This window comes from Streptomyces sp. MNU76 (genome assembly GCF_020982545.1).
In the GTDB taxonomy this organism is placed as follows: Bacteria; Actinomycetota; Actinomycetes; order Streptomycetales; family Streptomycetaceae; genus Streptomyces.
Genome location: NZ_JAJKLK010000029.1, coordinates 221,808 through 247,226 on the forward strand (window position 1 = coordinate 221,808; position 25,419 = coordinate 247,226).

Here is a 25,419-nt window from a genome sequence, read left to right on the forward strand (position 1 = left end):
CCCGCTCCCAGCGGGTTCCCGGCGCTGCTGATGCTCACGTTGTGGCGATGGCGGGCTGACCTGTCGGCCCACGTGGACCCACAGTTGAGCGTCTCGACGTCGTCGCGGGCGTCGCGCATGGCGTCCAGGTGCTGCTTCACCTGGGCCAGTTGTGCGTCGGAGATCCGGGTGGAGGCCAGCGCCGTGGCCGCCGGTTCGAGCGGACTCCGCACCTCCATCAGGTCGAGCAGCGCCCCCGAGTCGCCCTGGAGGAGTTCCACCGCACCACCGAGGCTCTCCAGAAGGAGACTCGGCTGGAGGCTGGTGACATAGGTGCCGTCACCCCGCCTCACCTCCAGCACCCGCGCGACGGCCAGCGCCTTCACCGCCTCCCGCGCCAGATTGCGGGACAGTCCCAGCTGGGCCGCCAGTTCCGGCTCCGGCGGCAGCTTCGAACCCGGAGGGAGGGTGCCGGTCCGGATCAGCTCACGGATCCGTTCGATGGCCTTGTCCGTCAGAGACACCGCGCACCCCTCCCCGCGCGCTTGTTTCGCACACGTCCGATCTGATCAGCCCTCGCGCGCGAAGGTCCTCCCAGAGACTCTCGGGCACGCGACGGCGGTGGAGTTCCACGTTCCGTGCGACCTGGTCCGCGTTCCGCATACCGAGAGTGACGTTGATGATACTGGGGTGCGTGAAGGGGAACGCGATGGCCGCGGCGGGCAGGCTGACGCCGTGGCCTTCGCAGACGTCGGCGATCGCGAGGGCTCGGGCGACGAGTTCCGGCGGGGCGTCCTGGTAGTCGTACTTCATCCCCTCCGCGGGCCGGTCGCGGGAGAGCAGACCGGAGTTGAACACCCCCACCGCGACCACGCTCTTGCCGTGTTCCAGCGCGGCGGGCAGCACGTCGTCCAGCGCCGACTGATCGAGCAGGCTGTAGCGCCCGGCCAGCATGACCACGTCGGCGGCGGTCTCGCGCAGGAAGCGGGCGAGCATCGCCGACTGGTTCATGCCCGCGCCGACGGCTCCGACGACTCCCTGGTCACGCAGGTCCGCGAGCGTCGGCATGGCCTCGTCGACGGCCTGCCGCCAGTGGTCGTCGGGGTCGTGCAGGTACACGACGTCCAGCCGGTCGAGGCCGGTGCGCTCCAGGGTGTCCGCGACGGAGCGCAGCACTCCGTCGCGGCTGAAGTCCCAGCGTCGGCGCAGGTCGTCCCGTACGACGAAGCCCTCGCCGTCGACGCCGCGCGGACGCTCGTTGGGGACCAGCAGACGGCCCACCTTGGAGGAGACGACGTACGCCTCACGCGGACGGTCCCGCAGAGCCGCGCCCAGACGCTGCTCGGAGAGGCCGAGGCCGTAGTGGGGTGCCGTGTCGAAGTACCGGATGCCGGCATCCCAGGCGGCGTCGACCGCGGCGGCCGCGTCGGAGGCGGGGGTGACCCGGTAGTGGTTGCCGATGACCGAGGCTCCGAAGCCGAGTTCGGTGAGTTCCACGCGTGTGGGGTGGGTCTTCCGGCGCTGCAAGACGTTCTCCTCGGGATGTCGATCGGCATGCGGTCAACGTCTGACATGGGCGGAGTCGCCGGCCATGAGCGCCTCGACCTCGGCCAGGGAGGCCATGGACACATCGCCGGGGGTGGTCATGGTGAGCGCGCCGTGGGCGGTGCCGTAGGCGAGGGCACGCTCCAGGCCGGCGCCGGACAGCAGGCCGTGGATCAGCCCGGCGGCGAACGCGTCGCCGGAGCCGATCCGGTCCAGGACGTGCAGTCCCGGCATGCGCGGCCCCGTGACGAAGTCGCTCTCCCGCGACCAGGCGGCCGAGGACCAGTCGTTCACGCCGGCCGACGGCACGTTCCGCAGGGTCGTCGCCAGCACCCTGGCCCCCGGTACCCGGCCCGCCACCTCCGACAGCGCGTCCGCGACCTCGTCGGCCTCGATCCGCACCGCACCGGGGTGCTTCCCGGCCAGGCCCAGAGCCCCCACCACGACGTCGGCGTAGGGGGCGAGCCGCAGGTCGACCTCGCGCGCCAGGTCAGGGCCGCCCCGGCCGGCCCAGAGACTGGGGCGGTAGTTGGGGTCGTAGGAGACGGTGACGCCGTGCCGACGGGCAGCGGCCATCGCCTCCTCCGCCACCTCCGCCGTGGTGTCCGAGAGGCCGGCGAAGACACCCCCGGTGTGGAACCAGCGCACGCCCGGGGTGAAGACCGCGTCCCAGTCGACGGCGCCGGGCCGCAGCTGCGAGATCGCGGTGTGGGCGCGGTCGCTCACCCCCACGGCTCCTCGGATGCCGAAACCCCGCTCGACGAAGTTCAGCCCGTTGCGGGCGGTGCGGCCGATCCCGTCGTCCGGCACCCAGCGGATCAGTGAGGTGTCGACCCCACCCTGGAGGACGAGATCCTCGGTGAGGCGTCCCACCGCGTTGTCCACCAGAACCGTCACCACGGCTGTGCGCAGGCCGAAGCAGCGGCGCAGACCGCGTACGACGTTGTACTCGCCGCCGCCCTCCCACACCTGGAACGTCCGGGTGGTGCGGATCCGGCCCTCACCCGGGTCGAAGCGGAGCATCACCTCGCCCAGGGCCACCACGTCCGGCGCGAGCCCGCTCATGCCGCGCTCCCGACCACGGCCTCGGCCGTCAACCGCCGGATCTCCGCGTAGTCGCCACGCTCCAGGTGGTCGGCGGTGGCCATCCAGGTACCGCCGACCGCGACGACCGCAGCGTGGGACAGATAGCCGGGCAGCTGGGCCGCGCGGATGCCGCCGGTCGGCACGAACCGCGCCTGCGGGAAGGGCGCCGCCAGGGCCCGGAGCATCGACGTACCTCCGAGCGGCTCGGCGGGGAAGAGCTTCACGGTGTCGAGGCCGGCCCGCAGCGCGCGCATCAGCTCGGAGGCGGTGGCGATGCCCGGCACGGCCGGTACCTCCAACTCGGCGCATTTCTCCAGGACCTCGTCGTCCAGGCCGGGTGACACGACGAAGCGGGCTCCGGCCTCGACGGCTCGCTCCGCCTGCTCGGCACTGAGGACGGTGCCGGCTCCGACGGTCAGTTCACCGTGGGCCGCCATCGCTTTCACGACCTGCACGGCGTCCGGGGCGCGGAAGGTGACCTCGGCGCACCGCGCCCCGCCCGCCGCCAGGCACTCGGCGAGCGGGGCGGCCATCGCGGCGGACGGCACGGTCAGCACCGGCAGGATGCGGGCGCCGGCGAGCACGGAGGACAGATCGGCGGTCATCGGCCCAGCCATCCGCCGTCGACGGGCAGCACGGTGCCGTGGGCGTAGGCGGCGGCGTCCGAGGCGAGGAACACGCTGGCCCCTGCCAGGTCGTCGGCCGTGCCCCAGCGTCCGGCCGGGATGCGGTCGAGGATGGCCCGGCTGCGGGTGGGATCGTCCCGCAAAGCCTGGGTCCGCCGAGGACTTCGACCGCCGTCTGCACACCGCCCGCCGCGCCGGAGACCTCGAAAGCGACGTCCGCGCCCGCGTCGCCGGTCCACTTCCGGACCAGCGTCGGTATCTCGTCCTCGGACGGGTTCCAGACCGTCAGCCCCAACTCCTCGGCGAGCCGCCGCCGGTGGGCGCTCGGCTCCACGACCCGGACCTCGGCGCCCGTCGCCCGGGCGACCAGCGCGATCAGGACGCCGACGGGCCCGCCGCCGACGACCACGGCCTTCTCGCCCGCGCTGACCTTCGCCCGGCCCACGTCGTGCACGGCGACCGCCGTCGGTTCGACGAGTGCGGCCCGGTCCAACGGCAGGGAGTCGGGCAACCGGACGAGGGTGGAGGCCGGCACGGTCCAGCGCTGCTGCATCGCGCCGGGGGAGTCGATGCCGATGAAGTCCAGGTGCTGACACACGTGCCGGTGGCCGGCGCGGCAGGCGGGGCAGGTGCCGTCCCAGCGCAGCGGCATCACGGTCACCGCGTCACCGGGCCGCCAACCCTCCACGCCCGGCCCGACCCGGACGACTCGTCCGGACATCTCGTGCCCGAGGACGGCGGGCGTACGCACCCGGGCGTCCATGTCGCCGTGGAACATGTGCAGGTCGGTGCCGCAGATGCCGACGTAGGCGGGGGCCAGCTCGACCTCGCCGGGGCCCGGTGACGCGTCGAGCGCGGGGGCGGTGTCGAGGGTGCGGGCGGCGGTGTAGCGGACGGCGAGTGTCATCGTGTTCTCAGGGTCCCTTCAGCGCGGACGCCGATGGTCAGCAGCAGGTTGGCGTAGGTGCGGATGTCGGCGGTGACGATCGCCAGTGCCAGGTCGGGCGAGCGGGCGGCGTCGTAGAACTCGAAGCGGCCGAGGGGCTGGACCGGCGCCGGTGCGAGCAGAGAGCGGTACTCGGTGACGGCCGGCGGTTCCGGTTCGTCCTCCGGTGGCACCATCACCTGGGCCGACTCCACGGGCACGGCGCGCAGCAGGACCTGGAGCACGGTGGTGACGTCGAGCAGACCGGGGGTCAGGTTGAGGTGGACGGTCCGGGCACGCTCGCCGACGGCGGTGCTCGCGGGATAGTGGCCGTCGGCGAGCAGTACGCGGGCGCCGTGGCCGGCTCCGGCCAGGGACCGCAGGATCTCGGGGTGCAGAAGATCGGTCAGGAGCACGCCGGTGCCCTTTCGACAGGGGGCAGGCGGTAGAAGTCGAGAGCGGTCCCGGCGAGGATCGCGTCGGTCTCGTCCGCCGAGCAGCCGGTGAGGAGTTCCTCGACGGTGGCGGCCCACCGGTTCCAGCCGCCGGCGAGGACGCAGACCGGCCAGTCGGAGCCGAACATGAGCCGGTACGGGCCGAAGGCCGAGAGCAGCACGTCCCACACCGGGCGGATGTCGGCGAGGGTCCACTGCTCGTGGTCGGCCTCGGTGATCAGGCCCGACAGCTTGCAGCGCACCTGCGGGTGCCCGGCGAGTCGGCGTACGTCCCGCTCCCAGTCGGCCAGATCCCCGCCGGCGATCGGGGGATTGCCCGCGTGGTCGAGAACCAGGGGCAGTTCGGGCAGGCGTTCAGCCAGGCCGACCGCCTGGGGGACCTGGTGGTCGCGGATCAGCACGTCGTAGCCCAGCCCGCGTTCCCCGATCGTCCTCAGCGCCCGTTCCACGGCCGGTCGTCGCAGCCACCGCGGGTCCTGTTCGTCCTGGACGAGGTGCCGTACGGCGCGCAGGTACGAGCCTCCCGGGCCGGTACACAGTTTGTCGAGGACGTCGCCGATGGCGGGGCCGGTCAGGTCGACCCAGCCGACGACCGCGCCGATCAGCGGGTCCTCGTCGGCGAGGGTGAGCAGGTCGCGTGTCTCGGACGAGGACGGCACGCACTGGACCACCACGGAGCTCTCCAACTGTCGGCCGGCGATCGGCCGGGTCGCGGCCGATCGCAGGTCGTCGGTGTCGAAGGAGCGACGGATGGGCTCGCGACCGGGCACGTCCAGCCACGGCTGCGGCCGGTCGTCCAGGTTCCACACGTGGTGGTGGGCGTCTACGAGTCCCGGCTGCGAGGTGTCAGACACGGGCCGCCCAGACGGGGCCGTCGGGGTAGGCGTACTCCTTGAGGGAGTCGGGGTGCATCTGGGCGCTCAGGCCCGGCAGGGTGGGTGCGAGATAGTGGCCGTCGGCGACACGTACGGGGTCGACGAAGTGCTCGTGCAGGTGGTCGACGTACTCGATGACCCGGTCCTCGGTGGTGCCGGAGACGGCCACGTAGTCGAACATCGACAGGTGCTGCACCATCTCGCACAGGCCGACCCCGCCGGCGTGCGGGCAGACCGGGACGCCGAACTTCGCGGCGAGCAGCAGGATCGCGAGGTTCTCGTTGACGCCGCCGACGCGGGCGGAGTCGATCTGCACGATGTCGACTGCGCCCGCCTGGAGCAGTTGCTTGAAGACGACCCGGTTGGCGATGTGCTCGCCGGTGGCGACCTTGATGGGCCCGACGGCCCTGCGGACGGCGGCGTGGCCGAGGATGTCGTCGGGGGAGGTGGGCTCCTCGATCCAGTACGGGTCGTAGGGGGCCAGCGCCCGCATCCAGTCGATGGCGGGCTGGATGTCCCATCTCTGGTTGGCGTCGACGGCGATGCGGATGGAGTCGCCGACCGTCTCGCGGGCGGTGCGCATCCGCCGTACGTCGTCCTCCAGGGAGGCTCCCACCTTCAGCTTGATCTGGGTGAAGCCGTCGGCGACCGCCTCCCGGGCGAGGCGGGCCAGCTTCTCGTCGGAGTAGCCGAGCCAGCCGGGGGTGGTCGTGTAGGCGGGGTAGCCGCGCTCCAGCAAGTGGTCGATACGCTCCTGCCGCCCCGGTTCCGCGCGCTGGAGGACCTCCAGAGCCTGCTCGGGGGTGAGGGCGTCGCTGAGCCAGCGGAAGTCGACCTGCGAGACCAGTTCCTCGGGGGACATCTCGCCGAGGAAGCGCCACACGGGCTTGCCCGCGCGCTTGGCCGCGAGGTCCCAGGCGGCGTTGACGACCGCGCCGGTCGCCATGTGGATGGCGCCCTTCTCCGGTCCCAGCCAGCGCAGTTGGGGATCGTGGACCAGCGAGCGGGAGAACCCGCCGAGGTCACCGCAGACCTCGTCGACGGACAGGCCCACCACATGGGGGGCGAGGGCCGCGATGGCGGCGGCCTGGACGTCGTTGCCCCGGCCGGTGGTGAAGGCCAGGGCGTGGCCCTCCAGCCCGTCGCCGGCGTCGGTGCGCAGGACGACATAGGCGGCCGAGTAGTCGGGCTCGGGGTTCATCGCGTCCGAGCCGTCGAGGTGCTCGGACGTGGGGAAGCGTACGTCGAGGACGTCCAGGGCGGTGATACGGGCGGAGGGACTCGGGGAGGACATGGCAACTCCTGTGCGAGCGGGGACGGGGCGGTCCCTGCGACGAGATGGGTGACGGCGGGGAGTCCGGCGGCCGTACGGGCGGTGTGCATCCCGCGACGGCCGCCCGGAGTCACTCCTGGACCTTGCCGCCCGTGATGCGCGAGATCATCAACGCGACGAGGATGATCAGGCCGTTGAGGGCGCCGATCCACTGGGCGGGGACGCCGGCCAGGGTGAGCACGTTCTGGATCATGAAGAGCAGCAGGATGCCGCTGAAGGCGCCGAACATGGTGCCCTTGCCGCCGTTGAGGCTGATGCCCCCGATGACGGCGGCGGCGAAGACGGTGAAGATGTAGCCGTTGCCCTGGGCCGAGGCCACCGAGGCGAGCCGTCCTGACAGCATCAGTCCGGCGAGTGCGGCGAGCAGGCTGCCGGTGACGATGACGATCCACAGCACCCGGTCGGTACGGATACCGGCTGCCTTCGCGGCGTCGACGTTGCCGCCGATGGCGTACAGCGAACGCCCGAAGCTGGTCCAGCCGAGGACCACGACGGCGACGGCGAACAGCACCAGACAGAGCCAGATGGAGGCGGGCATCCCGAACCATTGGGCCGTGCCCAGGTAGAGCATCGACTCGGGCAGCTGGAAGAACGTCTGTCCGCCCGAGATACCGGTCAGGACGCCCCGCAGCACGATCAGCATGCCGAGGGTGACGATGAAGCCGTTGAGGCCGAAGCGGATGATCAACAGGGCGTTGATCACGCCCACGAGCACGCCCACGGCGAGGGTGACCGGGATCGACCAGGCTCCCGGCAGGAGCCCGAGGCCGTGTCCGGCGCCCGTGGGGACCACCAGCCAGGCCGCGACGCCGGGTGCCAGGCCCATCGTGGACTCCAGCGACAGGTCCATCTTCTTGACGATCAGGACCATCGTCTGCGCCAGGACCAGCAGGGCGATCTCCGACATGGTCTGCAGGACGTTGACGAGGTTGTCCGCCTGCAGGAAGACCGGATTGACGATCTGGCCCACGATCGCGATGACGACGATGGCGGGGACCAGGGCGAGGTCGCGCATCCGGGCCAGCGGGATCCGGCCGCCGAACAGGCCGGTCCGCCCGGGTCGCGGCTCGCCGGCCTTGGGGGCGGGCGCGTCCGCGAGGACGGTGTCAGGCATCGAGGTCCACTCCTTCCATCGCGGCGACGAGGTCGTGGTCGTGCCAGCCGCGGGCCATCTCCGAGGTGACACGGCCCTGGAACATCACCAGGATCCGGTCGCACATGCGCAGGTCGTCGAGTTCGTCGGAGGCGATGAGCACTCCGGTCCCGGTGTCCGCGGTCTCCTCGACCTTGCCGAGGAGGAACTCCTTGGAGCGCACGTCGACGCCCGCGGTCGGGTTGATCAGGACCAACAGCTTGGGGTCGTCGGCCAGGGCGCGGGCCATGACGACCTTCTGCTGGTTGCCGCCGGACAGGGCGGAGACGGGCAGCTCGGGGCCGGGCGTCTTGATTGCGAGCTTCTCGATCATGCCCTTGGCGAGCGCGTCCCGTCGGCCACGGTCGAGGAAGCCGTTGTCGCCGAGCCGGTGGGGGACGGAGAGCGTGGCGTTGTCCGCGATCGACATGTCGGGGACGAAGCCCTGGTGGTGCCGGTCCTGGGGGACGAATCCCGCGCCCGCGGCGAGCGCGGCGGGGACGCTGCCCGGCCGGGTGGGCGTTCCGGCGATCTCGACCCGGCCGCCGTCGGCGGCCCGCAGCCCCACGACGGTCTCGGCGACCTCGGTACGGCCGCTGCCGGCCGCCCCCGCGAGCCCGACGATCTCCCCGGCGCCCACCCGGAAGGTGACGCCGGAGTAGGTGTCGCCGTTCAGGCCGTTGACGCTCAGGGCCGCGGTCGCGTCGCCGTCCAGGGTGCCGGTTCGTTCCTGGCGCCGGTCCGCCGCCGCCTCGCCGGTCATGGCGGCGACGAGGTCGGTGCGGGGAAATTCCGCGACCGGGGCGGTCACGATGTGCCGGGCGTCCCGGAACACCGTCACCATGTCGCAGATCTCGTACACCTCCTGGAGGTGGTGACTGATGAACAGGAAGGTGACGCCCTGCCGTTGCAGGTCGCGGATCCGGTCGAAGAGCCGGTTGATCGCCGCGCCGTCGAGCTGGGCCGTCGGCTCGTCGAGGATGATGAACCTGGCGCCGAACGACAGGGCGCGGGCGATCTCGACGAACTGCCGCTGCTCCACACCGAGAGCGCCGGCCGACGTCTGCGGATCGACGTTCACCGACCACGCCGACAACAGTTCCTCGGCCCGGCCGCGCACGCGCTGCCAGCTGATCAGCCGGTGCCGTCCGTGGTGGTGCCGGTTCAGGAAGAGGTTCTCCGCGACGGTCAGCGTGGGGATGATCGTCGACTTCTGGTAGACGCAGGCCACGCGGCGCCGCCAGGCGTCGCGGTCGCTGAGCCGGGGAGCCGCCTCGCCGCCGAAGGTCACCGTCCCCTCGTCGGGGGCCTGGAGTCCGGTCAGGACGGAGACCAGGGTCGACTTGCCGGCGCCGTTGCGGCCGACGAGCGCGTGGGTCTCGCCGGGCCTGATGGTGATCCGGGCGCCGTTCAGGGCCACCGTCGGACCGAATCGTTTGACTATGCCCGTCGCCTCGACGACGGCCGGGCCCGCCGGGGCCCGTCCGTCGTCCGCCGGGACGGACGCGGGGGTGACTGCCGCTCGCTCCCCGTCGCTCATCTCAACCACCTTGTGTCCATGGGATGTCGGGCCGCCTGGCGAAGCGTCAGCCGAGGTTGTTGCCCCACAGGGAGGTGCTGTCGCTCTTCACACTGGGCACACCGCCGTAGGTGCCGCCGTCGGCGGTGACGAGCGGGGCGGAGAGCTGGTCCTCCAGCACTCCGTCGCGGACCTTGATGATGGTGCTGTCGTGGTCGGTCTCGCCGGGCGCGAACGTCTTCCCGTCGATCGCGGCCTTGAGGTAGTACAGGGCGTACTTGGCGTACTGGTCGGCCGGCTGCGAGACGGTGGCGTCGATCTTCCCCTCGGCTATGGACTTGAGCTCTTCGGGGATGCCGTCGTTGGAGACGACGAAGACGTGCTTCTTGTCCTTCGGTCCGACCAACAGGCCCTTCTGCTTGAGGACCTGGAGGGTGCCGGACAGGGCGAAGCTGGACTGCATGTAGACGCCCTTGATGTCCGGGTGCTGGGTCAGACGCGTCTGGAGCTTCTGCGCGGCGACCGCGCCGTCCCAGTTGGTGGCCTCACCGAACACGGTGACACCCGGGTAGTTCTTCTTCATGCACTCGTTGAACGCCTCGGTGCGGTCACGGCCGTTGATGGAGTCCAGGCCGCCCTGCAGCATGACGACCTTGCCCTTGCCGCCGAGCTTGGTACCGAGGTACTGACACGCCTTCTCGCCGTACGCGCGGTTGTCGGCCCGCACGACCATGTACACCTTGCCGGTGTCGGGACGGGTGTCCACGGTGACGACCGGGATCTTCTTGGCCTCCAGCTGCGTCAGGGTCGGCGCGACGGCGGCCGTGTCCTGCGGGGCCATCGCCACGCCCTTGACGCCCTGGCTGATGAACGTCTGCGCGTTCGCGGTCAGCTTGGCGACGTCGTTCTGCGAGTTGGTGGTCTTCAGGGAGAGGCCCAGCTCCTTGGCGGCCTCCGGCGTGTACTTGATGTACGAGTTCCAGAAGTCGGTGTCGGAACGCGGGTAGTCGACGCCGACCAGCGGCTTGCCGCTCGTCGTGGACGTGGTCTGCGCGTCCCCGCCACAGGCGGTGAGCAACGCCAGTGCGGACAGGGCGGCAACGGCTGAGCAGACGGCTCTGAGTCTCATCGGGTGTTCCTCGCGCTGAGCGGATGGATGACGTTGCGCGTTTCGCCGTGCGGTGAGAGATGGGATGTTTGTAAGTGACGATGAGGGGGCGTGTCTAGTGGTCGGAAGACGGTACTTACGAAACGCCACTTCAGTGGGCGTTGATCGCTCATCTCTCGCCATTCCGGGCGGCCGACTCATCCCATCAATACCTACCGGTGGTGGTGCCCATGAGGGCCGTAGGTGTCGCCTGCGCCGCACCGAGCACCTGCACACCAACTGGGACTCGGTCGACAAGCACCCGGCGGCCCCCGAGTGGTTCAAGGACGCCTCCACGTCGCCACGTACGGCAGCCCGTCCGCGTGGCTGTACCGCAACTTCATCAACGGGCAGGACGGCCTGGCCGGGGAGCACACGGAGTTCGCGCCCAAGCTGAAGTCGGCCGGTGGGAACTTCGACCCGACGAGTGGGCCAGGCGCTCCGAGAGGCTGTAGATCACCAGGCGCCGGGCTGCGGGGCTGCGGCGAGGCGTGGGGGGCCCCGCACGCCTCCCACTGGCGTCGAAGTCGAAGACGATCCCGGCCCTTACGGGCGCCTCACCCACGGCCAGGCACGCCTCCCAGCCGTTCTTCGCACGGAGCAACGGCGCGACGGCCTCGCGCTGCCGACGTCGCCGCTCAGCAGATGGGAGGTGAACGGGAGGACGACATGGTCACCGCCGGGCAGGGTGCCCACGTTTCCCCCTGCCTCAGATCGAGTTCGAGTTCGAGCCTGCCGCCCTGAGCGGACTCTACGATCGACGAATGGCGATCGAGTACGAGTGGCGCGGCGAATTCGACAACACCGCCCTCAACGCACTGCATGCCGAGGGCTTCGGACACCCGGTCGCTCAGTCCGACTGGCGAGAACGACTTGAACGCCACAGCCTCGGCTGGGTCTGCGCCTGGGAAGACGGCTCGCTGATCGGATTCGTCAACGTGGCCTGGGACGGAGGGGTTCACGCCTTCCTGCTGGACACGGTGGTCGCCCCGCACCGCGAGCGGAGAGGTGTGGGCGGTGCGCTGGTCGCCGCGGCTGCGCGTGAGGCTCGTATCGCGAAGTGCGAGTGGTTGCACGTCGACTTCGAGGAGCACCTTCGTGTCTTCTACGTCGACGCCTGCGGCTTCAAGGAGACGGCGGCCGGACTGATCGCCCTATGACACGGTGGGCCCAACTCTGACCCAGTACGCACCGGGTCAGTCCACCGCGCTGTGCGCATACGTCGGCGCCCGACCGTCGCACTTCCTTTCAACCGCGGCCCTCCCCGCTGGTAGCGGCACAGCCCAGCGGGCGCGATGACGAGCGGAGGAGCGGAGATCCGCCGCGGCTCGACTTCTGCCGTCGCACTCGCAACCGGCGCCACCACGGCAGCGGATCATCCGGCTGCACAGGTGCGTCCGGCAGCGCCGAGAAGACACCTGCCTCCGCGTGCCAGCCGCGGAACACGTTTCGGAACACCTGGTGCGGCTCGTGCGGTAGAGGCCCCCTCGAAGAAGCCACGGTGTTACCCCTCTCTGCTCCGTGACCGTTAACGTGACCGTTAACGGGATTCTGGCGCAGGGGAGCGGAGCCCGTCAACGCCTGCCGCCGGACGGCTCGCCATCCGCGCGGGGTCCAGTGATGCGCGGCAGTCCGGCGATGGCGCGGCGTGTCGGCAGACCTGATTGACTTGGACGCAGGGCGGCACAGGAACTGAAGTGAGTGGGCGGCGTGGCCGGACAGCGGGAAACGGAAGACCAGCGGGCGCGGGGCGCGAGAACGGGTAAGCGTGTGACGCTTCGCGACGTCGCTCAGGCGGCGGGCGTGTCCCATCAGACCGTCTCCCGGGCGATCAACGGCAAGGGGGAGATCGACCCGGCGACTCAGCAACGCGTGCTCGATGTCGCGAGGCAGTTGCGGTACCGGCCCAGCCGGTTCGGCCGAGGGCTGGTCCGCCCCGACGTCGTGTCCGTCGGGCTCGTCGTCCCCGACGTGGTCAACCCCTTCTTCCCGGAGTTCGTGGCAGGAGTGATCGCGGCCGCCGACGAACGCGACTGGCAGGTGCTCGTGGCCAGCACCGAGAACGACCGGTCCCGGGAGCTGTCCCTGGTCCGCTCACTGGGCCAACAGGTCGACGCTCTTGTCGGCTACATCAGCCATTCCGATGCGCAACTCGAGCCGTACATCGGCACCGTGCCGCTGGTCGTGGTCGATCGCGGGCTCGACTCGTCGGACCACGCGTTGGTCCACATCGACACCGCGGCCGGAATCCGGGCCGGGATGCGGCACCTCATCGACCTCGGGCACCGCCGGATCGGCATGATCGACTGCGAGTGCTTGACCGCGCCCCTGGTCCGGCGCCGCACCTTCCTCGAAGTCGCCGGCGAACATGCGCTGCCCGTCGACGAGGGCTGGATCGTGATGGGGGAGCAGTCCCCGGCGGGGGGAGCTGCCGCGTTCGAGGCGCTGCACGCCGCGCGGCCGGACCTCACCGCCGTGGTCGCCTTCAACGACCTGGTGGCGATAGGCGCGCTCCGGGCCGCCCGCCGGCTCGGCGTCCAGGTGCCGGACGACTGCGCATTGGTCGGCTACGACGGGCTGAGCGTCGTCGATCTGGTCGATCCGCCCCTGACCACCCTCCACCTCGACAAGCGAAAGCTGGGCGAACTGGCCATCCACCAGGTCGAGCGCCTCCTCGCGGGGGAACAGCCACCCCCGATCGTCCTGACGCCGAACTTGAACGCCCGCGGCACGACGTGAGCCACCCTGGACGCCCTACTACCAGTACGTGGACGGTCCCGTGACGACCCGGCCGGCGTCCGTGGGCCTGACCCAGAAGCCCAATGACACCTCGATGATCTGCGCGCGGTAGGTGATCTCGACGTAGACGTGGCTGCCGGTGTCGCCCCAGTGGAAGTCCGCGAGATCCAGCTCGCCGAGCCACGACACATGCAGATCCGGATTCATCTCCGGATTCATCTCCGGATTCGTTTCCAGATGCTGTTCGTCCTCGTCGTGAGCAGAGCCTCCGCTCGGCCCGTCCCCGTCCCCGTCGGCGCTCGCTTCGACCGACCCGGTCCACAGCGCCTTGAGCACATGACGGACCGGGTGGTGATCGATGAGCTGTTCGGCCTCAGGGATCCTCCCGGCTCGGAGCAGGCCGAAGTAGCAGCGAACGACCGCTTCGACGTCGGTCTTGGCAGGGCGCTCCGGCGGCTGGGGGCCGACCCTCGGCATTCCCGCCCGGCGTCAAGCTCCGTCGGACGTCGCCGTCACCGTCACACGGAACTGGACGGCCGTCATCCACCCGGGAACCGTGGCCGCCGCGCCCCTCATCGGCATCGTCACCGGCGCTCTGGCGGGCCTCTACCTGGCCTGGCGGGCCTCCCGCGTCGAACCCGTCGAAGCCCTACGGCGGTAGAGCCGGCATCGTGAGCGCCCACGGCGGTCAGGACCCGTGCCCCATGCGCGGCTGTGACCGGGCCCAGCACGCTGGCCGCACATCGTCCGACGGCATAGTCAACGGCGCAGGCGTCTTCACCACCGCCCTGCACCGCATCTGGGCCGACAACGGCTTCACGGGCTCCTACGACGCCTTCCACCGCGCGATCGTCGCGCAGATGGGCCCGAACCAGACCCCCGAACTGGGCCTGTTCGGCAGGCACCCGGAAAGTCTGCCGGCCCGCACACCGTTCAACCCCCGCAACCGTGGGGCGTCCGCGACGAGGTCACCGCGGTGGTGATGAGCACGAGGCGCCTGAGATGACCTCGGGCTCTCCGGGACGCGGCGCGACAGCTGGGGTGGGGACGACGCGGACGGGGGGAAGACGCCCTGGGCGACGATGCCGCCCAGGGCCCCTGCGGAGCGGACCGCACACTCGCCGACACCATCCGCGACCCGGCGACGCCGAACGTGTCCGCAGTTGCGCGTGTCCGTCGGCCGAGCGGGGCCGTCGGCGCCCGCAGGACGACCTGCCGACAGGGGCCCGATCGGCAGGGGCCCGATCGGCGATGAGTTCGCCCGTTCCCACAGGTCTACCTTTCGACCGGGACGACCATCTCATCGGGAGCAAGCCATGGGCCTCATCCACATCGAACTGTTCGCGACTCTCGATCTCGTCGGGCAGGCACCCGGCGGCCCCGACGAGGACCCGGTCGGGTTCCCGTTCGGCGGCTGGCAGGCACCGCTACTGGACGAGGTCGCCGGGGCGCAGATCGGCGCCGCGTACGAGGGCACGGACGCCCTTCTGCTCGGTCGGCGGACGTACGACATCTTCGCCGCGTACTGGCCGCACCAGAAGGGCGGCGAGGACGGCGAGATCGCCGACCTCTTCAACCGTGTCCCGAAGTACGTGGCCTCCCGTGGCCGGCCCGACCTGTCGTGGGCCGGCTCCACGCAGCTCGGCCCGGATCTGGCCGCCGCGGTACGCGAGATCCGTGACCGGCACGAGCACGTGAAGGTCGTCGGGAGCCTGGACCTGGTGCAGAGCCTGCTGCGGGAGAAGCTCTTCGACCGTCTAGACCTCTGGGTGCACCCGATCGTGCTCGGAGTGGGCAAGAAGGTGTTCGACGGTGGTGAGGTGCCCACGAACCTCACGCTTCTCGGACCGCCGGCCGCCGGTCCCAAGGGCACCGTGTACCTGCGCTACGGGCTCGCCGAGGGCACACCTGCCACGGGGGACATGAGCGCTCCTGATCGCGGCGTAGGGCGCGCCGACTGAGGCCAGGCGCCTGACCTGCGGACCGCTCGCAGCCAAGGGTGACGGACCCATCCGCCACCCTCGGACGGTCCGTGGGGCCGGGAGATCGGACTGCGCGACCCTGACGGCAGCCGGCTGCGGATCGGCACGCCGCAGCACTGACCGTCGCCGGCAGCACGCGGTAGCACAGCCCCGGCGACATCAAGAGCCTGTTCGCAACGCTGGAGAAGAACGGATGGCCGAAGCCGCTGACGGTCGTCAACTGACCCATTGACCGTCGGGGGTCGGGTCCGGTCCGGTCCGGAGCGGACGCGGAACCCGTCCACCGACGGTCCGGCCCGGCGGCCCCAGGGCACCCGCGTGCCTCGCGGCCCCGCGAGCGTTGAGGGACCGTGAGGTCAGGGGCTGTCGCTCGCGTCGAGAGGGCCGGGCTTCGGGTATCGCACGGAGAGGGCCGCGATGTCGTCGTCGAGTCTTCCGTCGCTGAAGCGGAGCAGGTCCTCGTGGAGTCGGTCGAGCAGTTGATGGGGTGGGACCGGCTTCTGCTGTCGCATCCAGTGGTGCAGGGGGAAGAACTCGCCGTCGTGATCCCGGGTCTCCGTCACACCGTCGGTGTAGAGAAGGAGTTGGTCGCCCGGGGTGAAGGGCACGGTGTCGGCGTGGTAGTTGTCCTCGACGAGTGCCGCGAGGTTGAGAGGCGGCGAGGGCTCGCTGGGCTCCAGGACGTACGTCTCGCCTCGATGCACGAGCAGCGGCGGTGGGTGCCCGCAGTTGAGGAGTTTGACGTGGCTGCCGTCGCGTGGGATCTCCGCGAGCAGAGCGGTGGCGAAGCGCTCCGGGAGGTCCGGGGAGGGGTAGGCGGCGCTGTGGCGGCCGATACTGGTCTCCAGGCGCCGGATGACGCCCGTCAGGTCGGGTTCGTCGTGTGCGGCCTCTCGGAAGCAGCTGATCAGAGCGGAGGCGGCTCCCACCGCGGACAGCCCTTTGCCGCGCACGTCTCCCAGGAGGAGGCGGACGCCGTGAGGTGTTTCGGCCGCCTCGTAGAAGTCGCCGCCGATCCGGGCCTGGGCCTGCGCCGCGACGTACAGCGATTCGATCTCGATGCCTCCGAGGCGGCTCGGCAACGGTCTCAGCAGCACCTGCTGGGCGGCGTCGGCGACGAGCCGGATCTGGAGCAGGGCCTCCTCCCGCCGGATGCGGACGTGGCTGGCGTAGGCGGCGGCAAGGGTGACGGCGGCGATCGCGGCCGTCGTGTAGGGAGTCCCCAGGTCGCTGTAGAACAAATTCAGGCCGAGCATGATCAGCGCGCAGGACGCGCCCAGGAGAATCGTGGGGAGAACGGTCCACATCGAGGCGGCCAGAGCGGGCGCGGCGGGCAGGAGGCGGCTGACGGCGATGTCCCTCGGCGTCGCGAACGCCAGCGCGGCGATGAGGACGGTGAGGATCACCGGTGACAGCCGGACAGCGTCCCATCGGTCACCGCGTGGGCGACGGTGTCGCTGTCGCCTCAAAGTAGGCACGAATGAATCGTAACTACAACAAAGCGGTCATCGAGTCAGGAGAAACGCATATTCACGTCGGCACCGTGTTCCCGGCGTCGCGAGGGGCGTCCGGGAGAGTCGCGCCCGCCGAAATCGCCCGCAAGGACCCGTCTGGACGATCACGCACCGTCATGACAGCGATGTCGGCCGTCCCATTACTGGGACGCGTGGCACCGCAGGCCGACTCCCGCCGCCCGGACAGGCCAGGAACCGCAAGGCCCGGAAGGTCCGAGGCGGGTCAAGTGATGCGCCAGTCGCGCAGCTGCCGGGCGATCCGGGCAACGCCGAGTGTTCCGGCGGCCGCGTCGCGTACGAGGGCGACGGCCGCCTTGGGCGGGTAGTCGAGTTCGCGGGAGTTGAGCGTCAGGTAGGCCTCGGTCGCGTGCCAGGCGAAGGCTTCGTTGGAGTGTTCGAGGGACGGCAGCTTCGCCAGGGTCTGCAGCAGCGCGGCGGCCTTGAGATACAGGGATCCGTAGATGTCCCGCTCCAGCGCCCGCGCGTTGACCCGGGCGACCGCGGCGTAGAGCGGCCCGAAGTCGTCGACCTGCGGATCACCGCCGAGAAGCTCGGCGGCGTGCAGCAGGAAAGTGACGTCGAGCGCGACAGGTTCCGATGGGGTCACGCTACGTGACCCCGCTCCTGCTGATCGAGCTCCTGCTGCGCCTGCCGCTCGGCCGCCCGCCGCTCGGCACCGGGATCCATGGTGCTGTGCTCGGCCGCGAAAGCCGCGCCGCTACGGGCCATGGAGGCGCTGAAGCCTTCCAGGAACCGGCGCTCCACGGCGGTCGCACGGTCGTAGGCCGCCGAAAGGATGAACTCCTGCATGCTGACCCCGGCCTGCTTCGCGGCTGCCGCGATGGCGGACCGCTGCTCCGGGTCGGGGAAGCGGAGGCTCATCGCTTTGGGGTCGGACATGGTATCTACGGTACCTGCGATACCGCCTGGCCGTCCAAGACCACCGGCACCGGCACCGATACCGACGGACCGCCGCCAATCGGGAGGGGTGGACCGCGATGTCAGCGCCGCACCGTAGGGTTTCGGCATGTCAACACAGCCAGTCATATCGCTGGAAACCCCGATTTACAGTCGCCTTGTCGCCGAGAGGGGCGACATCCCCGCCCGGGCGCGCGACGAAGCCGACCGTGTACACCGCATGTTGGAACCGCACTTTCCCGAGAGGGTCGTTCCCGAGCGCGCGCAGAGTCAGGGACAACAGGGCTCCTACTTCGGCACCGCGCCCTTGTCCCCGAGAGGCCTGCCGTCTCCCGACAACAGGGGCGGCGCCCCCAACTGGCAGGCGCCCACTCCCTGATCGGCTCCTCAGTAGCTGTCACACCGTCATGCCGCTCTATGGAGCGGCTTGTTCGGGCGTCGAGCGCCAACCGGGCATGCCAGTCGCCGTGCCCTCGGCGCTTTCGCCGACGGTAGAGTCCGGTCAGCGAGCCAGGACGGTGTGCGGGGCCCCGAGCGGACACGCGGCCGTGCCGTTCGCACGGTGCCTGGGGGGAGAGCATGGCGAAGCGGAGCCAGGACGTGCGACGTGTTCGAGGGGGAGCGGTGGCAGCGGAAAGTGGGGGATGGGCCGGCATGGGCTGGGACTGGTCGGATGCCGACGACATTCGCCGACGTCTCGACCAAGGAGCCGACCCGGAGAGATGGAGCGGGGGCCTGCCCCTGCACCGGGCGGCGGTGTTCGGCTCCCCGGAGGCCGTCGCGGAACTGGCCCGCCGGGTCGCGGACGTCGACGCGCTGGAGGACGGGGTGACGGCGCTGTGGGAAGCGGTGCTGTCCAGGAAAGCGGACAACGCACGTGTGCTGGCCGCCGCTGGGGCCGATCCCTGGCGGCTGTCCCTCGGTGGCTGGTCCCCGGGGCGACTGAGCCTGGCCGGACCGACGCCCGAGTTGTTCCCGGTGCCGGAAGGAACGGCTCTGACCGACACCGAGCGGGCGGCAGCGCAGGAGGCCGACCGGCTCACCAAAGCGCTGGGCGACTTCTACTACGACGGGACGGGGCTGGCCTGTGTGGCCGGTATCGGCGAGGACGAGGCGGTGCGCCGTCTTCAGGCGACGCCGGTGAACGGCGAACTCCTCGCTGAGCTGGACGAGTTCCTGGAGGAGCCCTACGCCTACGACATGGACGAGAGCCTGCACATCATCGGCGTGACGTCCGTGCCGGGCGGGTGCGTCGTCACCCAGCCCTGGGGATACGCGCCACAGATGCCGGGCGTGCTGACCCGGTTGTCCGTCGGCACGGTCTGCTACGGCCTCTACGCCAATCCCAAGAGCGGCAACCAGGGCAGTGTCGCCCGGGACGGAACGATCGAGGGCTCGGACCTGCATCCCGGCGGAGGACCGCACGAGGACGACTCCGCCGCGGAGGTGCTGGCCTCGTACCTCTACGCGCACAGCGCCGTCGCCTACGCCTGCGCCTTCGCGGGACTGCGCCTGACCGACCGGCGCGCCGTCGTCGGGCCGCCCGATCTGTGGGTCGAACTGCCGCGCCGCGACTACTGGAGTAGCTGACCGGGCGTGTTGAGGCGGGCGAGTGGTTCGAGCAAGGGGTGACGGTGGAACCCCTGATCAGCGAGGGTGTTCCGGTCGAAGCGAGGGACTGGTCGGCGGAGTGACGTGGCCCGCCGTCGGTGCGGACTGATCAGCGGCGCCACGGGTGTCCGGGACCGAGCCGGTCCCGGACGCCCAGGCAGTAGGTCGCATATGTCGCCGGGGCCTACCAGGCGATGAGCGGCAGGTCGGGGCCGGCTGCCTGGTCGCTTCGGTGTGTGGGGGTCAGGCGCCGCGTGGAGTGACCAGGCCTGATTCGTAGGCGAGGACCACGAGTTGGGCGCGGTCGCGGGCGTGGAGTTTGGTCATGGCCCGGTTGATGTGGGTCTTGGCGGTCGCCGGACTGATGACCAGGCGATCGGCGATCTCGTCGTTGGACAGGCCGTGTGCGGCCAGCGCGACCGCCTCGCGTTCGCGGCTGGTCAGAGCCTCCAGCCCGCTGCCGCTGCCGCTGCCGCTGCCGGTGCGGGCGGGCAGGGGCAGAGTGACGTATCGGTCGATGAGTTTGCGGGTGATGGCCGGCGCCAGGAGGGCGTCGCCCCGGGCGGCGACCCGTACGGCGTGCAGGAAGTCCTCGGGCAGGATGTCCTTGACCAGGAACCCGGCGGCTCCGGCGCGCAGCGCGTCGAAGACGTACTCGTCCATGCCGTAGTTGGTCAGCATGACCACGTGTACGTCGGCCAGGGCCGGGTCCGCGGCGATGCGTCGGGTCGCCTCGATGCCGTCCATGGTGGGCATCTGGATGTCGACGAGCGCGACGTCGGGCCGCAGTCGCTCGACGAGCGCGAGACCCTCCTGGCCGTCGGCGGCCTCGGCCACCACCTCGATGTCGTCCTCGAGGTCGAGCAGCGCGCGGAAGCCGCTGCGGATGAGCGGCTGGTCGTCGACCAGCAGGACCCGGATCACGAGGCTCCGTTCGTGGGGAGTTCGGCCTGGACGGTGAAGCCGCCCGCGCCGCGCGGCTCGGTCCGCAGGCGGCCGCCCAGGGCCGTGACGCGTTCGCGCATCCCGAGCATCCCGAGCCCTGGTGTCGGGGTGCGGTGCGAGGTGGCTTTTCCGTTGTCGTCGACGCGGATGGTGAGGGCGTCCGGCCGGTAGTCGATGAGGACCGAGGCGGCGGTGGCGGCGGCGTGCCGGGTGACGTTGGTGAGCGATTCCTGCACGATCCGGTAGGCGGTGCGGCTCACCGGGGCAGGCACGGTGTGCGGTTGTCCCTCGATCGTCAATGTCGTCTCCAGGCCGGTGTTTTGGAACTGTTTCACCAGGTTGGGCACGTGGTCGAGTCCGGGCGGCGGGGTGGTGTCGTCGTCGCGCAGCGCCTCCAGGGTCGCGCGCAGCTCCCGGGTCGCCTCCCGGCCGGCTTCCTGGATCGCCAGGAGGGCCTGTGGCACCTCCTCGCCCCGGCGCCTGGCCACGTGGACGGCGACCTCGGACTGCACCTTGATGACCGAGATCTGGTGGGTGAGCGAGTCGTGCAGCTCCCGGGCGATGCGCAGCCGCTCCTCGTCCGCCCGGTGGCGCGCGGTCTCCTCGCGGGTGCGCTCGGCCTCGTCCGCCCGCCGTTCGGCCTGCCGCACCGCCTCCCCGGCGGCGAAGGCTGCGATCAGCCAGGCGAGTTCAAGGGTGTTCCGGGCCTGCGTCACGACCTCGCGCACCGGCCCGTGGTGCAGGAGCAGGGCCGTGAGGTGGAGCGCGGCCAGCAGACCGACGGAGACAGCCAGCGTGACGGCACGATGCCCGGCGCGCACCGCGCCGTAGACCGCGACCAGGTAGGAGACGGCGAGCGCCTCGAACCCGGCCCCCAGGTAACCCACCGCGCACAGCCCGGTGAAGCCCAGGACCACGAGCGGTGCCCGGCGGCGCGCGGCCAGCGACAACCCGCCGGCCGCCAGCAGCACGGACCCGAGCACCTCGCGCCCTCCGGACGGGTGCGGCCCGGACAGCCCGGTGCCCAGCAGCAGTGCGGCCACGCCCAGGGCGGTCGCCCAGTCGGTGACTGCGACGGGGACAGCGAACCGTCCTTTGTCCATGCGTGCACCGTAGCCGGACGCGGCGGTGGGCGGGTCCGGCTGGGGGAGGAGCGGTGGCCTACCGCGTGTGCGGTATGTGACCCCAGCCTGCCGCCACCGCGGTATCCGGATGCCACGGCGGCGGCACCGGGAAGTGCCTGCGTCTGCCGGACGACCGCCAGGAGGGCCGGCGCGCATGCTCTCCAGGGTCACGAACGTCGCGAGCGGCGACGCGGAAACAGGAGGAGATGCGGTATGAGGGCTACAGCGGTACTGACGGCGGCCGCCGAGGGCGGGATCATCGGCGACGGGCGGACGGGGGCCAACCTGGCTCTCGGAGTGGGAGCGATCGGTCTGGCCATCGGCTGGCTGGCCCTGGCTCGCGCCGGCCGCGGGAGCGGTGTCGGCAACGCGCGCACCGCCGGGGCGGCGGCCGTCGCGACGGGAACGCTCGGCACGGTGCTCGCGCTGCTGCACCTGGCCACCGCCGACGGCGGCCCCGGAACCGGCAACGGACTCGTCGGCGCCGTCGTGGCCCTCCCGCTGGGGCTGGGCGCGGTGCTCCTCGGCCGCCGGGCCCTGACCCGCTGCCGGCGCGCCGCCCGGCCCGCCGATCGGACGCCCGCCTGACCACCACCACCCGGTCACGACGAGTACGCGGCCGAAGGGCAAAGGGCCTCCGCTCGCCGAAGCCAAGGACGATGCCACCTCACCAGCCCGTCAGCAGCAGGTGGTTGAGGAGCAGGCCCAGCGTCGCCTGCGCGGTCAGCCAGGCCCGGGGGCGGTCGAGGACGGCGCACGCGGCCGGCAGCCACAGCGCGAACGGCAGCCAGATCCGTTCCGTCTCCGCCTTGCTCATCCCGGACAGATCGGCGGCGAGCAGCATGAGCAGGGCCGCGCACAGCAGCAGTCCGAGGCGGCGCTCGACCCCGGGCGAAGCGTGCCACCGCGCGAGGAGCGCGCCCGTGCGCCGCAGGCCTGCCACCGTGGCCGGGCCGACGACGAGGACCGTGCAGGCGAGATTGGCCCACACCCAGTAGCCGTACGGACGGAAGCCGCCCGCACCCTGGTGGTAGCGCTCGACCAACAGGTGGTACGCCTCCCACCAGTTGAAGCCCGCCATGGTGAACGCGAGCGGGACGACGGTGAGTCCGGCGAGCACGTACGGGAGGATCGGCAGCCGTCGGGAGCCGAGCAGCAGGACGGTGGCGGCCATCACGGCGAACAGGGTGAGGCCGTACGACAGATAGAGCGTGAGGCCGAGGAGGAGCCCGGCGGCGAAGGCGGTCGCCCGTGGCCGGTGCCCCGTCACCGCCAGGGCGAGGAAGGCCACGGCCCAGGCGGCGACCGCCGCGAAGTACCCGTCGGCCGAGGTGCCCGCCCAAACCGCCGCCGGGGCCAGGACGAGGAAGGGGGCCGCGCGGCGTGCCAGTGCCTCGCTCGCCAGCGCCCGTACGGTGACGAGGACCGCGATCGCGCCGGTCGCCCCGGCGGTGATGACGAGGACACCGGCCCAGCCTCCGCCGCCCAGGCCGATCCGGTCGAGGAGGACGAAGGTGAGGGTGGCCCCCGGAGGATGCCCGGCGACATGAGGGGGCCAGTGGTCGGCGGTGCCGAGCAGGATGTGGTCGGTGAAGCTCCGCAGGGCGGCGTGGATGTCGTCGAAGCGGTCGATGACCTGGAGGTACTCGTACCTGGTCGTCAACCGGCGGGCGATGCCGCGGTGCCAGCCGTCGACGAGGGCGAGGGAGAACGTCCAGGCCGTGGCTGTGGCCCACACGGCCCACAGCAGGGGCCGCCAGGGCAGCCGGGCGGCCAGCGCCGGGCCGTACGCCACGACGATGACGGCGACGGTGATCGCGGCGGGCGTGCCGGGGCCGGTGTGGGGCAGCCAGTTGGCGTACAGGGGTGGCCATCCGACGTGCAGGACGTCCTCGGCACGTTTGATGGCTATGCCGACCACAGCGGCCGTCACGACGAGCAGGGCGGCGGCGACGACGGCGTAAAGGTCGCGGCGGTGATCACGGTTCACGCCTCGAGACGTTAGGCCGGAGAAGTGCCGGTGCCCGCCCGACAGGCGCGGACGTCAGCGTTTCGTCATGAGTCGCGCGCCCACTCACCGGGGGTCCGGGCCTAGCGTCTGAGCATGGAACGGTTGCCTTCCTCCCCCGCCTTCTGGCGCAGCCCGCTGCGCGGCCCCTGGTTCACCTCCGTCCTCGGTGTGGTCCTGCTCGCCGGGATCACCGTGCTGTTCGTGACCGGGCTGCTGTCGTACGCCGCCTACAACCCTGGTCTGTCGCCGGTGAACGACAAGACCCCGGACAAGGGCGTTCTCGGCTTCTATCTGTTCCCCTGGCCGACGGACCCGCACTGGCTGTACCGGCTCACGCAAGGCGTCCACGTCACGCTCGGGATCGCCCTGGTCCCGATCCTGCTGGCCAAACTGTGGTCGGTGCTGCCGAGGCTGTTCCAGCTGCCTCCGGTGCGGTCCTGGGCCCATGCCCTGGAACGGATCTCGCTGCTGATGCTGGTCGGCGGCGTGCTGTTCGAGTTCGTGACCGGAGTGCTGAACGTCCAGCTCGACTACGTCTTCCCCGGTTCCTTCTATCCGCTGCACTTCTACGGAGCGTGGGTGTTCTTCGCGGCGTTCACGGTGCACGTGGTGCTGAGGGCGCCGACCGCCGTTCGCAACCTGCGCCGGATGCGGGCGGGCGAAGAGGAAGCCGTCCCGCCTCCGGTGTCGTCGGAGGAGCCGTCGCTGGTCTCCCCGAACCCGGCCGAGCCCACCGTGTCGCGGCGAGGTGCCCTCGGGCTGGTCGGCGGCGGCTCGCTGCTGCTCCTCGCCACGACCGTGGGACAGAACTTCGACGGGCCGCTGCGGCGTACGGCCGTCCTCGCCCCGCACGGTGGCGCCGAGCCGGGCAGCGGGCCGAACGGATTCCAGATCAACAAGACGGCCCTGTCGAGGGGGATCAGCGCGGCCGAGACGAGCGAGGAGGCGTGGCGACTGGTCGTCACGGGGCCTTCAGGAACCGTCCGACTGAGCCGCGCCGAGTTGCTGGAGCTGCCCCAGCACAGTGCGGCGCTGCCGATCGCCTGTGTCGAGGGCTGGTCCACCTCCGACCAGTGGTGGCGGGGCGTACGACTGGACGACCTCGCCGCGCTCGTCGGATACGAGGCCGGGACGGCCCCCGATGTCCTGGTGGAGTCCCTCCAGCGGCGCGGTGCCTTCCGCCGGGCCGCTCTGCGGGCCAACCAGGTCCGCGACCCGCGCTCCCTGCTCGCCCTGGGTGTCAACGGTGAGCCGTTGTCCCCCGACCACGGCTATCCGGCGCGGATCATCGTGCCTGCCGCGCCCGGTGTGCTCAACACCAAGTGGGTGGCCCGGATGACGTTCGGAGAACTGTGATGGGGAAGTACCGGAAGTACCATCTGCCGCTGGGCCTGGGGAAGTACCGTCTGCCGCTGGGCAGCCCTTTTCAACTGCTGCTTTTGGCTTGCTCGTTCACGCTCGCCGGGTACGCGGGGGTGCGACTGCTCGCGGACGACTGGTTCGGCGTCGCGCTGTGGTTCGTCGGGCTCGCGGTCGTCCACGACCTGGTCCTGGCGCCGCTGTACGCGGCGGCGGACCGTGCGCTCGTCCGCGCGACGGCCACGGCCGCTCACCGGGTGGGGACGCCGCCCGTGCCGTCGGGGAGGCAGGGGAGGGCCGCGTACGTGCGTGTGCCCGCGGCCCTCTCCGGTCTGCTTCTGCTGGTGTGGTTTCCGCTGATCAGCGGGCGGGTGACGGAGCGTTACGCGTCCGCGACCGGGAGGCCGGCCGACGACTTCCTCGGCCGCTGGTTGCTGATCACAGCCCTGCTCTTCGGCAGTTCGGCGCTGCTGCTGGCACTGCGGGTGCGCAGGGCGACGAAGGAGCGACCGCCCGCCGTCCACTGATCACAGGCGCGCCAGCCGTGCGGGCGGGCGTACCGCAGCAGTGCGGGTGTGCCAAGGCGGGCCCAGG

At 71.1% G+C, this 25,419-nt stretch carries 24 protein-coding genes and 5 pseudogenes; 10 read left to right on the top strand and 19 right to left on the bottom strand.

The features are described 5' to 3' along the window. Positions 1-14: 14 nt before the first annotated feature. The 12 genes and pseudogenes from E4N62_RS43340 to E4N62_RS43395 all read right to left on the bottom strand — a co-directional run. A pseudogene (locus tag E4N62_RS43340) lies at positions 15-503 on the bottom strand (FadR/GntR family transcriptional regulator); the annotation flags it as partial. Continuing rightward, complete coding sequence (locus tag E4N62_RS43345) at positions 466-1,506, bottom strand: aldo/keto reductase (protein WP_230223684.1); 1,041 nt, start codon at positions 1,504-1,506, stop codon at positions 466-468. The gene E4N62_RS43345 and the pseudogene E4N62_RS43340, both read right to left, overlap by 38 nt. 33 nt (positions 1,507-1,539) lie before the next feature. Then, positions 1,540-2,589, bottom strand: a complete 1,050-nt coding sequence (locus tag E4N62_RS43350) for a sugar kinase (RefSeq protein ID WP_230223687.1) — start codon at positions 2,587-2,589, stop codon at positions 1,540-1,542. Then, positions 2,586-3,227 (bottom strand): bifunctional 4-hydroxy-2-oxoglutarate aldolase/2-dehydro-3-deoxy-phosphogluconate aldolase, encoded by a 642-nt coding sequence (eda, locus tag E4N62_RS43355; protein ID WP_308186262.1) that lies wholly within the window; start codon positions 3,225-3,227, stop codon positions 2,586-2,588. The genes E4N62_RS43350 and eda overlap by 4 nt, the downstream gene beginning before the upstream one ends. After that, a pseudogene (locus E4N62_RS43360) lies at positions 3,212-3,391 on the bottom strand (SDR family oxidoreductase); the annotation flags it as partial. The gene eda and the pseudogene E4N62_RS43360, both read right to left, overlap by 16 nt. Then, positions 3,376-4,143, bottom strand: a pseudogene (locus E4N62_RS43365) (zinc-binding dehydrogenase); the annotation flags it as partial. The pseudogenes E4N62_RS43360 and E4N62_RS43365, both read right to left, overlap by 16 nt. Then, on the bottom strand, positions 4,140-4,577 hold the full coding sequence (locus tag E4N62_RS43370) for an RbsD/FucU family protein (protein WP_230223689.1): 438 nt from the start codon (positions 4,575-4,577) through the stop codon (positions 4,140-4,142). The gene E4N62_RS43370 and the pseudogene E4N62_RS43365, both read right to left, overlap by 4 nt. Further along, entirely contained in the window at positions 4,568-5,470 is a 903-nt protein-coding gene (locus E4N62_RS43375) for an amidohydrolase (protein WP_230223690.1), read from the bottom strand. The genes E4N62_RS43370 and E4N62_RS43375 overlap by 10 nt, the downstream gene beginning before the upstream one ends. Then, positions 5,463-6,785: an L-fuconate dehydratase gene (locus E4N62_RS43380; protein WP_230223691.1), complete on the bottom strand. Its 1,323-nt coding sequence runs from the start codon at positions 6,783-6,785 to the stop codon at positions 5,463-5,465. Before E4N62_RS43380 ends, E4N62_RS43375 begins: the two co-directional genes overlap by 8 nt. A gap of 109 nt (positions 6,786-6,894) precedes the next feature. After that, positions 6,895-7,938: an ABC transporter permease gene (locus E4N62_RS43385; protein ID WP_184903355.1), complete on the bottom strand. Its 1,044-nt coding sequence runs from the start codon at positions 7,936-7,938 to the stop codon at positions 6,895-6,897. Further along, positions 7,931-9,496: a sugar ABC transporter ATP-binding protein gene (locus E4N62_RS43390; protein ID WP_230223692.1), complete on the bottom strand. Its 1,566-nt coding sequence runs from the start codon at positions 9,494-9,496 to the stop codon at positions 7,931-7,933. Before E4N62_RS43390 ends, E4N62_RS43385 begins: the two co-directional genes overlap by 8 nt. A gap of 46 nt (positions 9,497-9,542) precedes the next feature. Beyond that, complete coding sequence (locus tag E4N62_RS43395; protein WP_230223693.1) at positions 9,543-10,604, bottom strand: sugar ABC transporter substrate-binding protein; 1,062 nt, start codon at positions 10,602-10,604, stop codon at positions 9,543-9,545. Between the two features lie 209 nt (positions 10,605-10,813). On the opposite strand from E4N62_RS43395, the pseudogene E4N62_RS43400 reads away from it, so the two are divergent. The 3 genes and pseudogenes from E4N62_RS43400 to E4N62_RS43410 form a co-directional block, all read left to right on the top strand. Next, positions 10,814-11,045 (top strand): annotated as a pseudogene (locus E4N62_RS43400) (alpha-L-fucosidase); the annotation flags it as partial. Positions 11,046-11,386: 341 nt separating this feature from the next. Continuing rightward, on the top strand, positions 11,387-11,782 hold the full coding sequence (locus E4N62_RS43405; protein WP_230223695.1) for a GNAT family N-acetyltransferase: 396 nt from the start codon (positions 11,387-11,389) through the stop codon (positions 11,780-11,782). Positions 11,783-12,323: 541 nt separating this feature from the next. Continuing rightward, entirely contained in the window at positions 12,324-13,361 is a 1,038-nt protein-coding gene (locus tag E4N62_RS43410; protein ID WP_230223697.1) for a LacI family DNA-binding transcriptional regulator, read from the top strand. Positions 13,362-13,379: 18 nt separating this feature from the next. On the opposite strand, the gene E4N62_RS43415 is transcribed toward E4N62_RS43410, so the two are convergent. Beyond that, positions 13,380-13,838, bottom strand: coding sequence for a hypothetical protein (locus E4N62_RS43415; protein ID WP_230223698.1), 459 nt, complete (start codon positions 13,836-13,838; stop codon positions 13,380-13,382). Between the two features lie 28 nt (positions 13,839-13,866). Between E4N62_RS43415 and E4N62_RS43420 the strand changes: the two are divergent. From E4N62_RS43420 to E4N62_RS43430, 3 genes and pseudogenes are all read left to right on the top strand, one after another. After that, positions 13,867-14,022 (top strand): annotated as a pseudogene (locus E4N62_RS43420) (ABC transporter permease); the annotation flags it as partial. Between the two features lie 43 nt (positions 14,023-14,065). Then, the gene (locus E4N62_RS43425) at positions 14,066-14,344 is read left to right on the top strand and encodes a hypothetical protein (protein ID WP_230223699.1); all 279 of its coding nucleotides are present in this window, start codon (positions 14,066-14,068) and stop codon (positions 14,342-14,344) included. A gap of 333 nt (positions 14,345-14,677) precedes the next feature. Continuing rightward, the gene (locus E4N62_RS43430) at positions 14,678-15,322 is read left to right on the top strand and encodes a dihydrofolate reductase family protein (protein WP_230223700.1); all 645 of its coding nucleotides are present in this window, start codon (positions 14,678-14,680) and stop codon (positions 15,320-15,322) included. Positions 15,323-15,699: 377 nt separating this feature from the next. On the opposite strand, the gene E4N62_RS43435 is transcribed toward E4N62_RS43430, so the two are convergent. From E4N62_RS43435 to E4N62_RS43445, 3 genes are all read right to left on the bottom strand, one after another. Beyond that, the gene (locus E4N62_RS43435; protein ID WP_230223701.1) at positions 15,700-16,749 is read right to left on the bottom strand and encodes a PP2C family protein-serine/threonine phosphatase; all 1,050 of its coding nucleotides are present in this window, start codon (positions 16,747-16,749) and stop codon (positions 15,700-15,702) included. Positions 16,750-17,080: 331 nt separating this feature from the next. Beyond that, complete coding sequence (locus E4N62_RS43440) at positions 17,081-17,464, bottom strand: fic family toxin-antitoxin system, toxin component (RefSeq protein WP_230223702.1); 384 nt, start codon at positions 17,462-17,464, stop codon at positions 17,081-17,083. Next, entirely contained in the window at positions 17,461-17,757 is a 297-nt protein-coding gene (locus E4N62_RS43445; protein WP_230223703.1) for a DUF1778 domain-containing protein, read from the bottom strand. Before E4N62_RS43445 ends, E4N62_RS43440 begins: the two co-directional genes overlap by 4 nt. Positions 17,758-18,399: 642 nt before the next feature. Between E4N62_RS43445 and E4N62_RS43450 the strand changes: the two genes are divergently transcribed. After that, the gene (locus E4N62_RS43450) at positions 18,400-19,365 is read left to right on the top strand and encodes an ankyrin repeat domain-containing protein (RefSeq protein WP_230223705.1); all 966 of its coding nucleotides are present in this window, start codon (positions 18,400-18,402) and stop codon (positions 19,363-19,365) included. A 264-nt stretch (positions 19,366-19,629) separates the two neighbouring features. Here E4N62_RS43450 and E4N62_RS43455 read toward each other — a convergent pair whose 3' ends face one another. Together E4N62_RS43455 and E4N62_RS43460 are read right to left on the bottom strand one after the other, a co-directional pair. Then, positions 19,630-20,310: a response regulator transcription factor gene (locus E4N62_RS43455; protein WP_230223706.1), complete on the bottom strand. Its 681-nt coding sequence runs from the start codon at positions 20,308-20,310 to the stop codon at positions 19,630-19,632. Continuing rightward, positions 20,307-21,434, bottom strand: a complete 1,128-nt coding sequence (locus E4N62_RS43460) for a sensor histidine kinase (protein ID WP_230223707.1) — start codon at positions 21,432-21,434, stop codon at positions 20,307-20,309. The genes E4N62_RS43455 and E4N62_RS43460 overlap by 4 nt, the downstream gene beginning before the upstream one ends. Positions 21,435-21,668: 234 nt before the next feature. Between E4N62_RS43460 and E4N62_RS43465 the strand changes: the two genes are divergently transcribed. Beyond that, a complete protein-coding gene (locus E4N62_RS43465; RefSeq protein WP_230223708.1) occupies positions 21,669-22,043 on the top strand; it encodes a DUF6223 family protein in 375 nt (124 codons plus the stop codon). Between the two features lie 79 nt (positions 22,044-22,122). On the opposite strand, the gene E4N62_RS43470 is transcribed toward E4N62_RS43465, so the two are convergent. Then, entirely contained in the window at positions 22,123-23,445 is a 1,323-nt protein-coding gene (locus tag E4N62_RS43470; RefSeq protein ID WP_230223709.1) for a hypothetical protein, read from the bottom strand. Positions 23,446-23,559: 114 nt separating this feature from the next. Between E4N62_RS43470 and E4N62_RS43475 the strand changes: the two genes are divergently transcribed. Both E4N62_RS43475 and E4N62_RS49960 read left to right on the top strand, forming a co-directional pair. Beyond that, positions 23,560-24,822 (top strand): molybdopterin-dependent oxidoreductase, encoded by a 1,263-nt coding sequence (locus E4N62_RS43475; RefSeq protein WP_230223710.1) that lies wholly within the window; start codon positions 23,560-23,562, stop codon positions 24,820-24,822. Beyond that, positions 24,822-25,352, top strand: coding sequence for a hypothetical protein (locus E4N62_RS49960; RefSeq protein WP_374117234.1), 531 nt, complete (start codon positions 24,822-24,824; stop codon positions 25,350-25,352). Before E4N62_RS43475 ends, E4N62_RS49960 begins: the two co-directional genes overlap by 1 nt. Positions 25,353-25,419: the final 67 nt, after the last annotated feature.

Coding starts and splice junctions, on each gene's coding strand:
- E4N62_RS43460 (WP_230223707.1), bottom strand. CDS start 21,434: ATGGACAAAGGACGGTTCGCTGTCCCCGTCGCAGTCACCGACTGGGCG.
- E4N62_RS49960 (WP_374117234.1), top strand. CDS start 24,822: ATGGGGAAGTACCGGAAGTACCATCTGCCGCTGGGCCTGGGGAAGTAC.
- E4N62_RS43385 (WP_184903355.1), bottom strand. CDS start 7,938: ATGCCTGACACCGTCCTCGCGGACGCGCCCGCCCCCAAGGCCGGCGAG.
- E4N62_RS43430 (WP_230223700.1), top strand. CDS start 14,678: ATGGGCCTCATCCACATCGAACTGTTCGCGACTCTCGATCTCGTCGGG.
- E4N62_RS43445 (WP_230223703.1), bottom strand. CDS start 17,757: ATGTCCGACCCCAAAGCGATGAGCCTCCGCTTCCCCGACCCGGAGCAG.
- E4N62_RS43395 (WP_230223693.1), bottom strand. CDS start 10,604: ATGAGACTCAGAGCCGTCTGCTCAGCCGTTGCCGCCCTGTCCGCACTG.
- E4N62_RS43390 (WP_230223692.1), bottom strand. CDS start 9,496: ATGAGCGACGGGGAGCGAGCGGCAGTCACCCCCGCGTCCGTCCCGGCG.
- E4N62_RS43465 (WP_230223708.1), top strand. CDS start 21,669: ATGAGGGCTACAGCGGTACTGACGGCGGCCGCCGAGGGCGGGATCATC.
- E4N62_RS43405 (WP_230223695.1), top strand. CDS start 11,387: ATGGCGATCGAGTACGAGTGGCGCGGCGAATTCGACAACACCGCCCTC.
- eda (WP_308186262.1), bottom strand. CDS start 3,227: ATGGCTGGGCCGATGACCGCCGATCTGTCCTCCGTGCTCGCCGGCGCC.
- E4N62_RS43380 (WP_230223691.1), bottom strand. CDS start 6,785: ATGTCCTCCCCGAGTCCCTCCGCCCGTATCACCGCCCTGGACGTCCTC.
- E4N62_RS43350 (WP_230223687.1), bottom strand. CDS start 2,589: ATGAGCGGGCTCGCGCCGGACGTGGTGGCCCTGGGCGAGGTGATGCTC.
- E4N62_RS43475 (WP_230223710.1), top strand. CDS start 23,560: ATGGAACGGTTGCCTTCCTCCCCCGCCTTCTGGCGCAGCCCGCTGCGC.
- E4N62_RS43415 (WP_230223698.1), bottom strand. CDS start 13,838: ATGCCGAGGGTCGGCCCCCAGCCGCCGGAGCGCCCTGCCAAGACCGAC.
- E4N62_RS43425 (WP_230223699.1), top strand. CDS start 14,066: ATGCGCGGCTGTGACCGGGCCCAGCACGCTGGCCGCACATCGTCCGAC.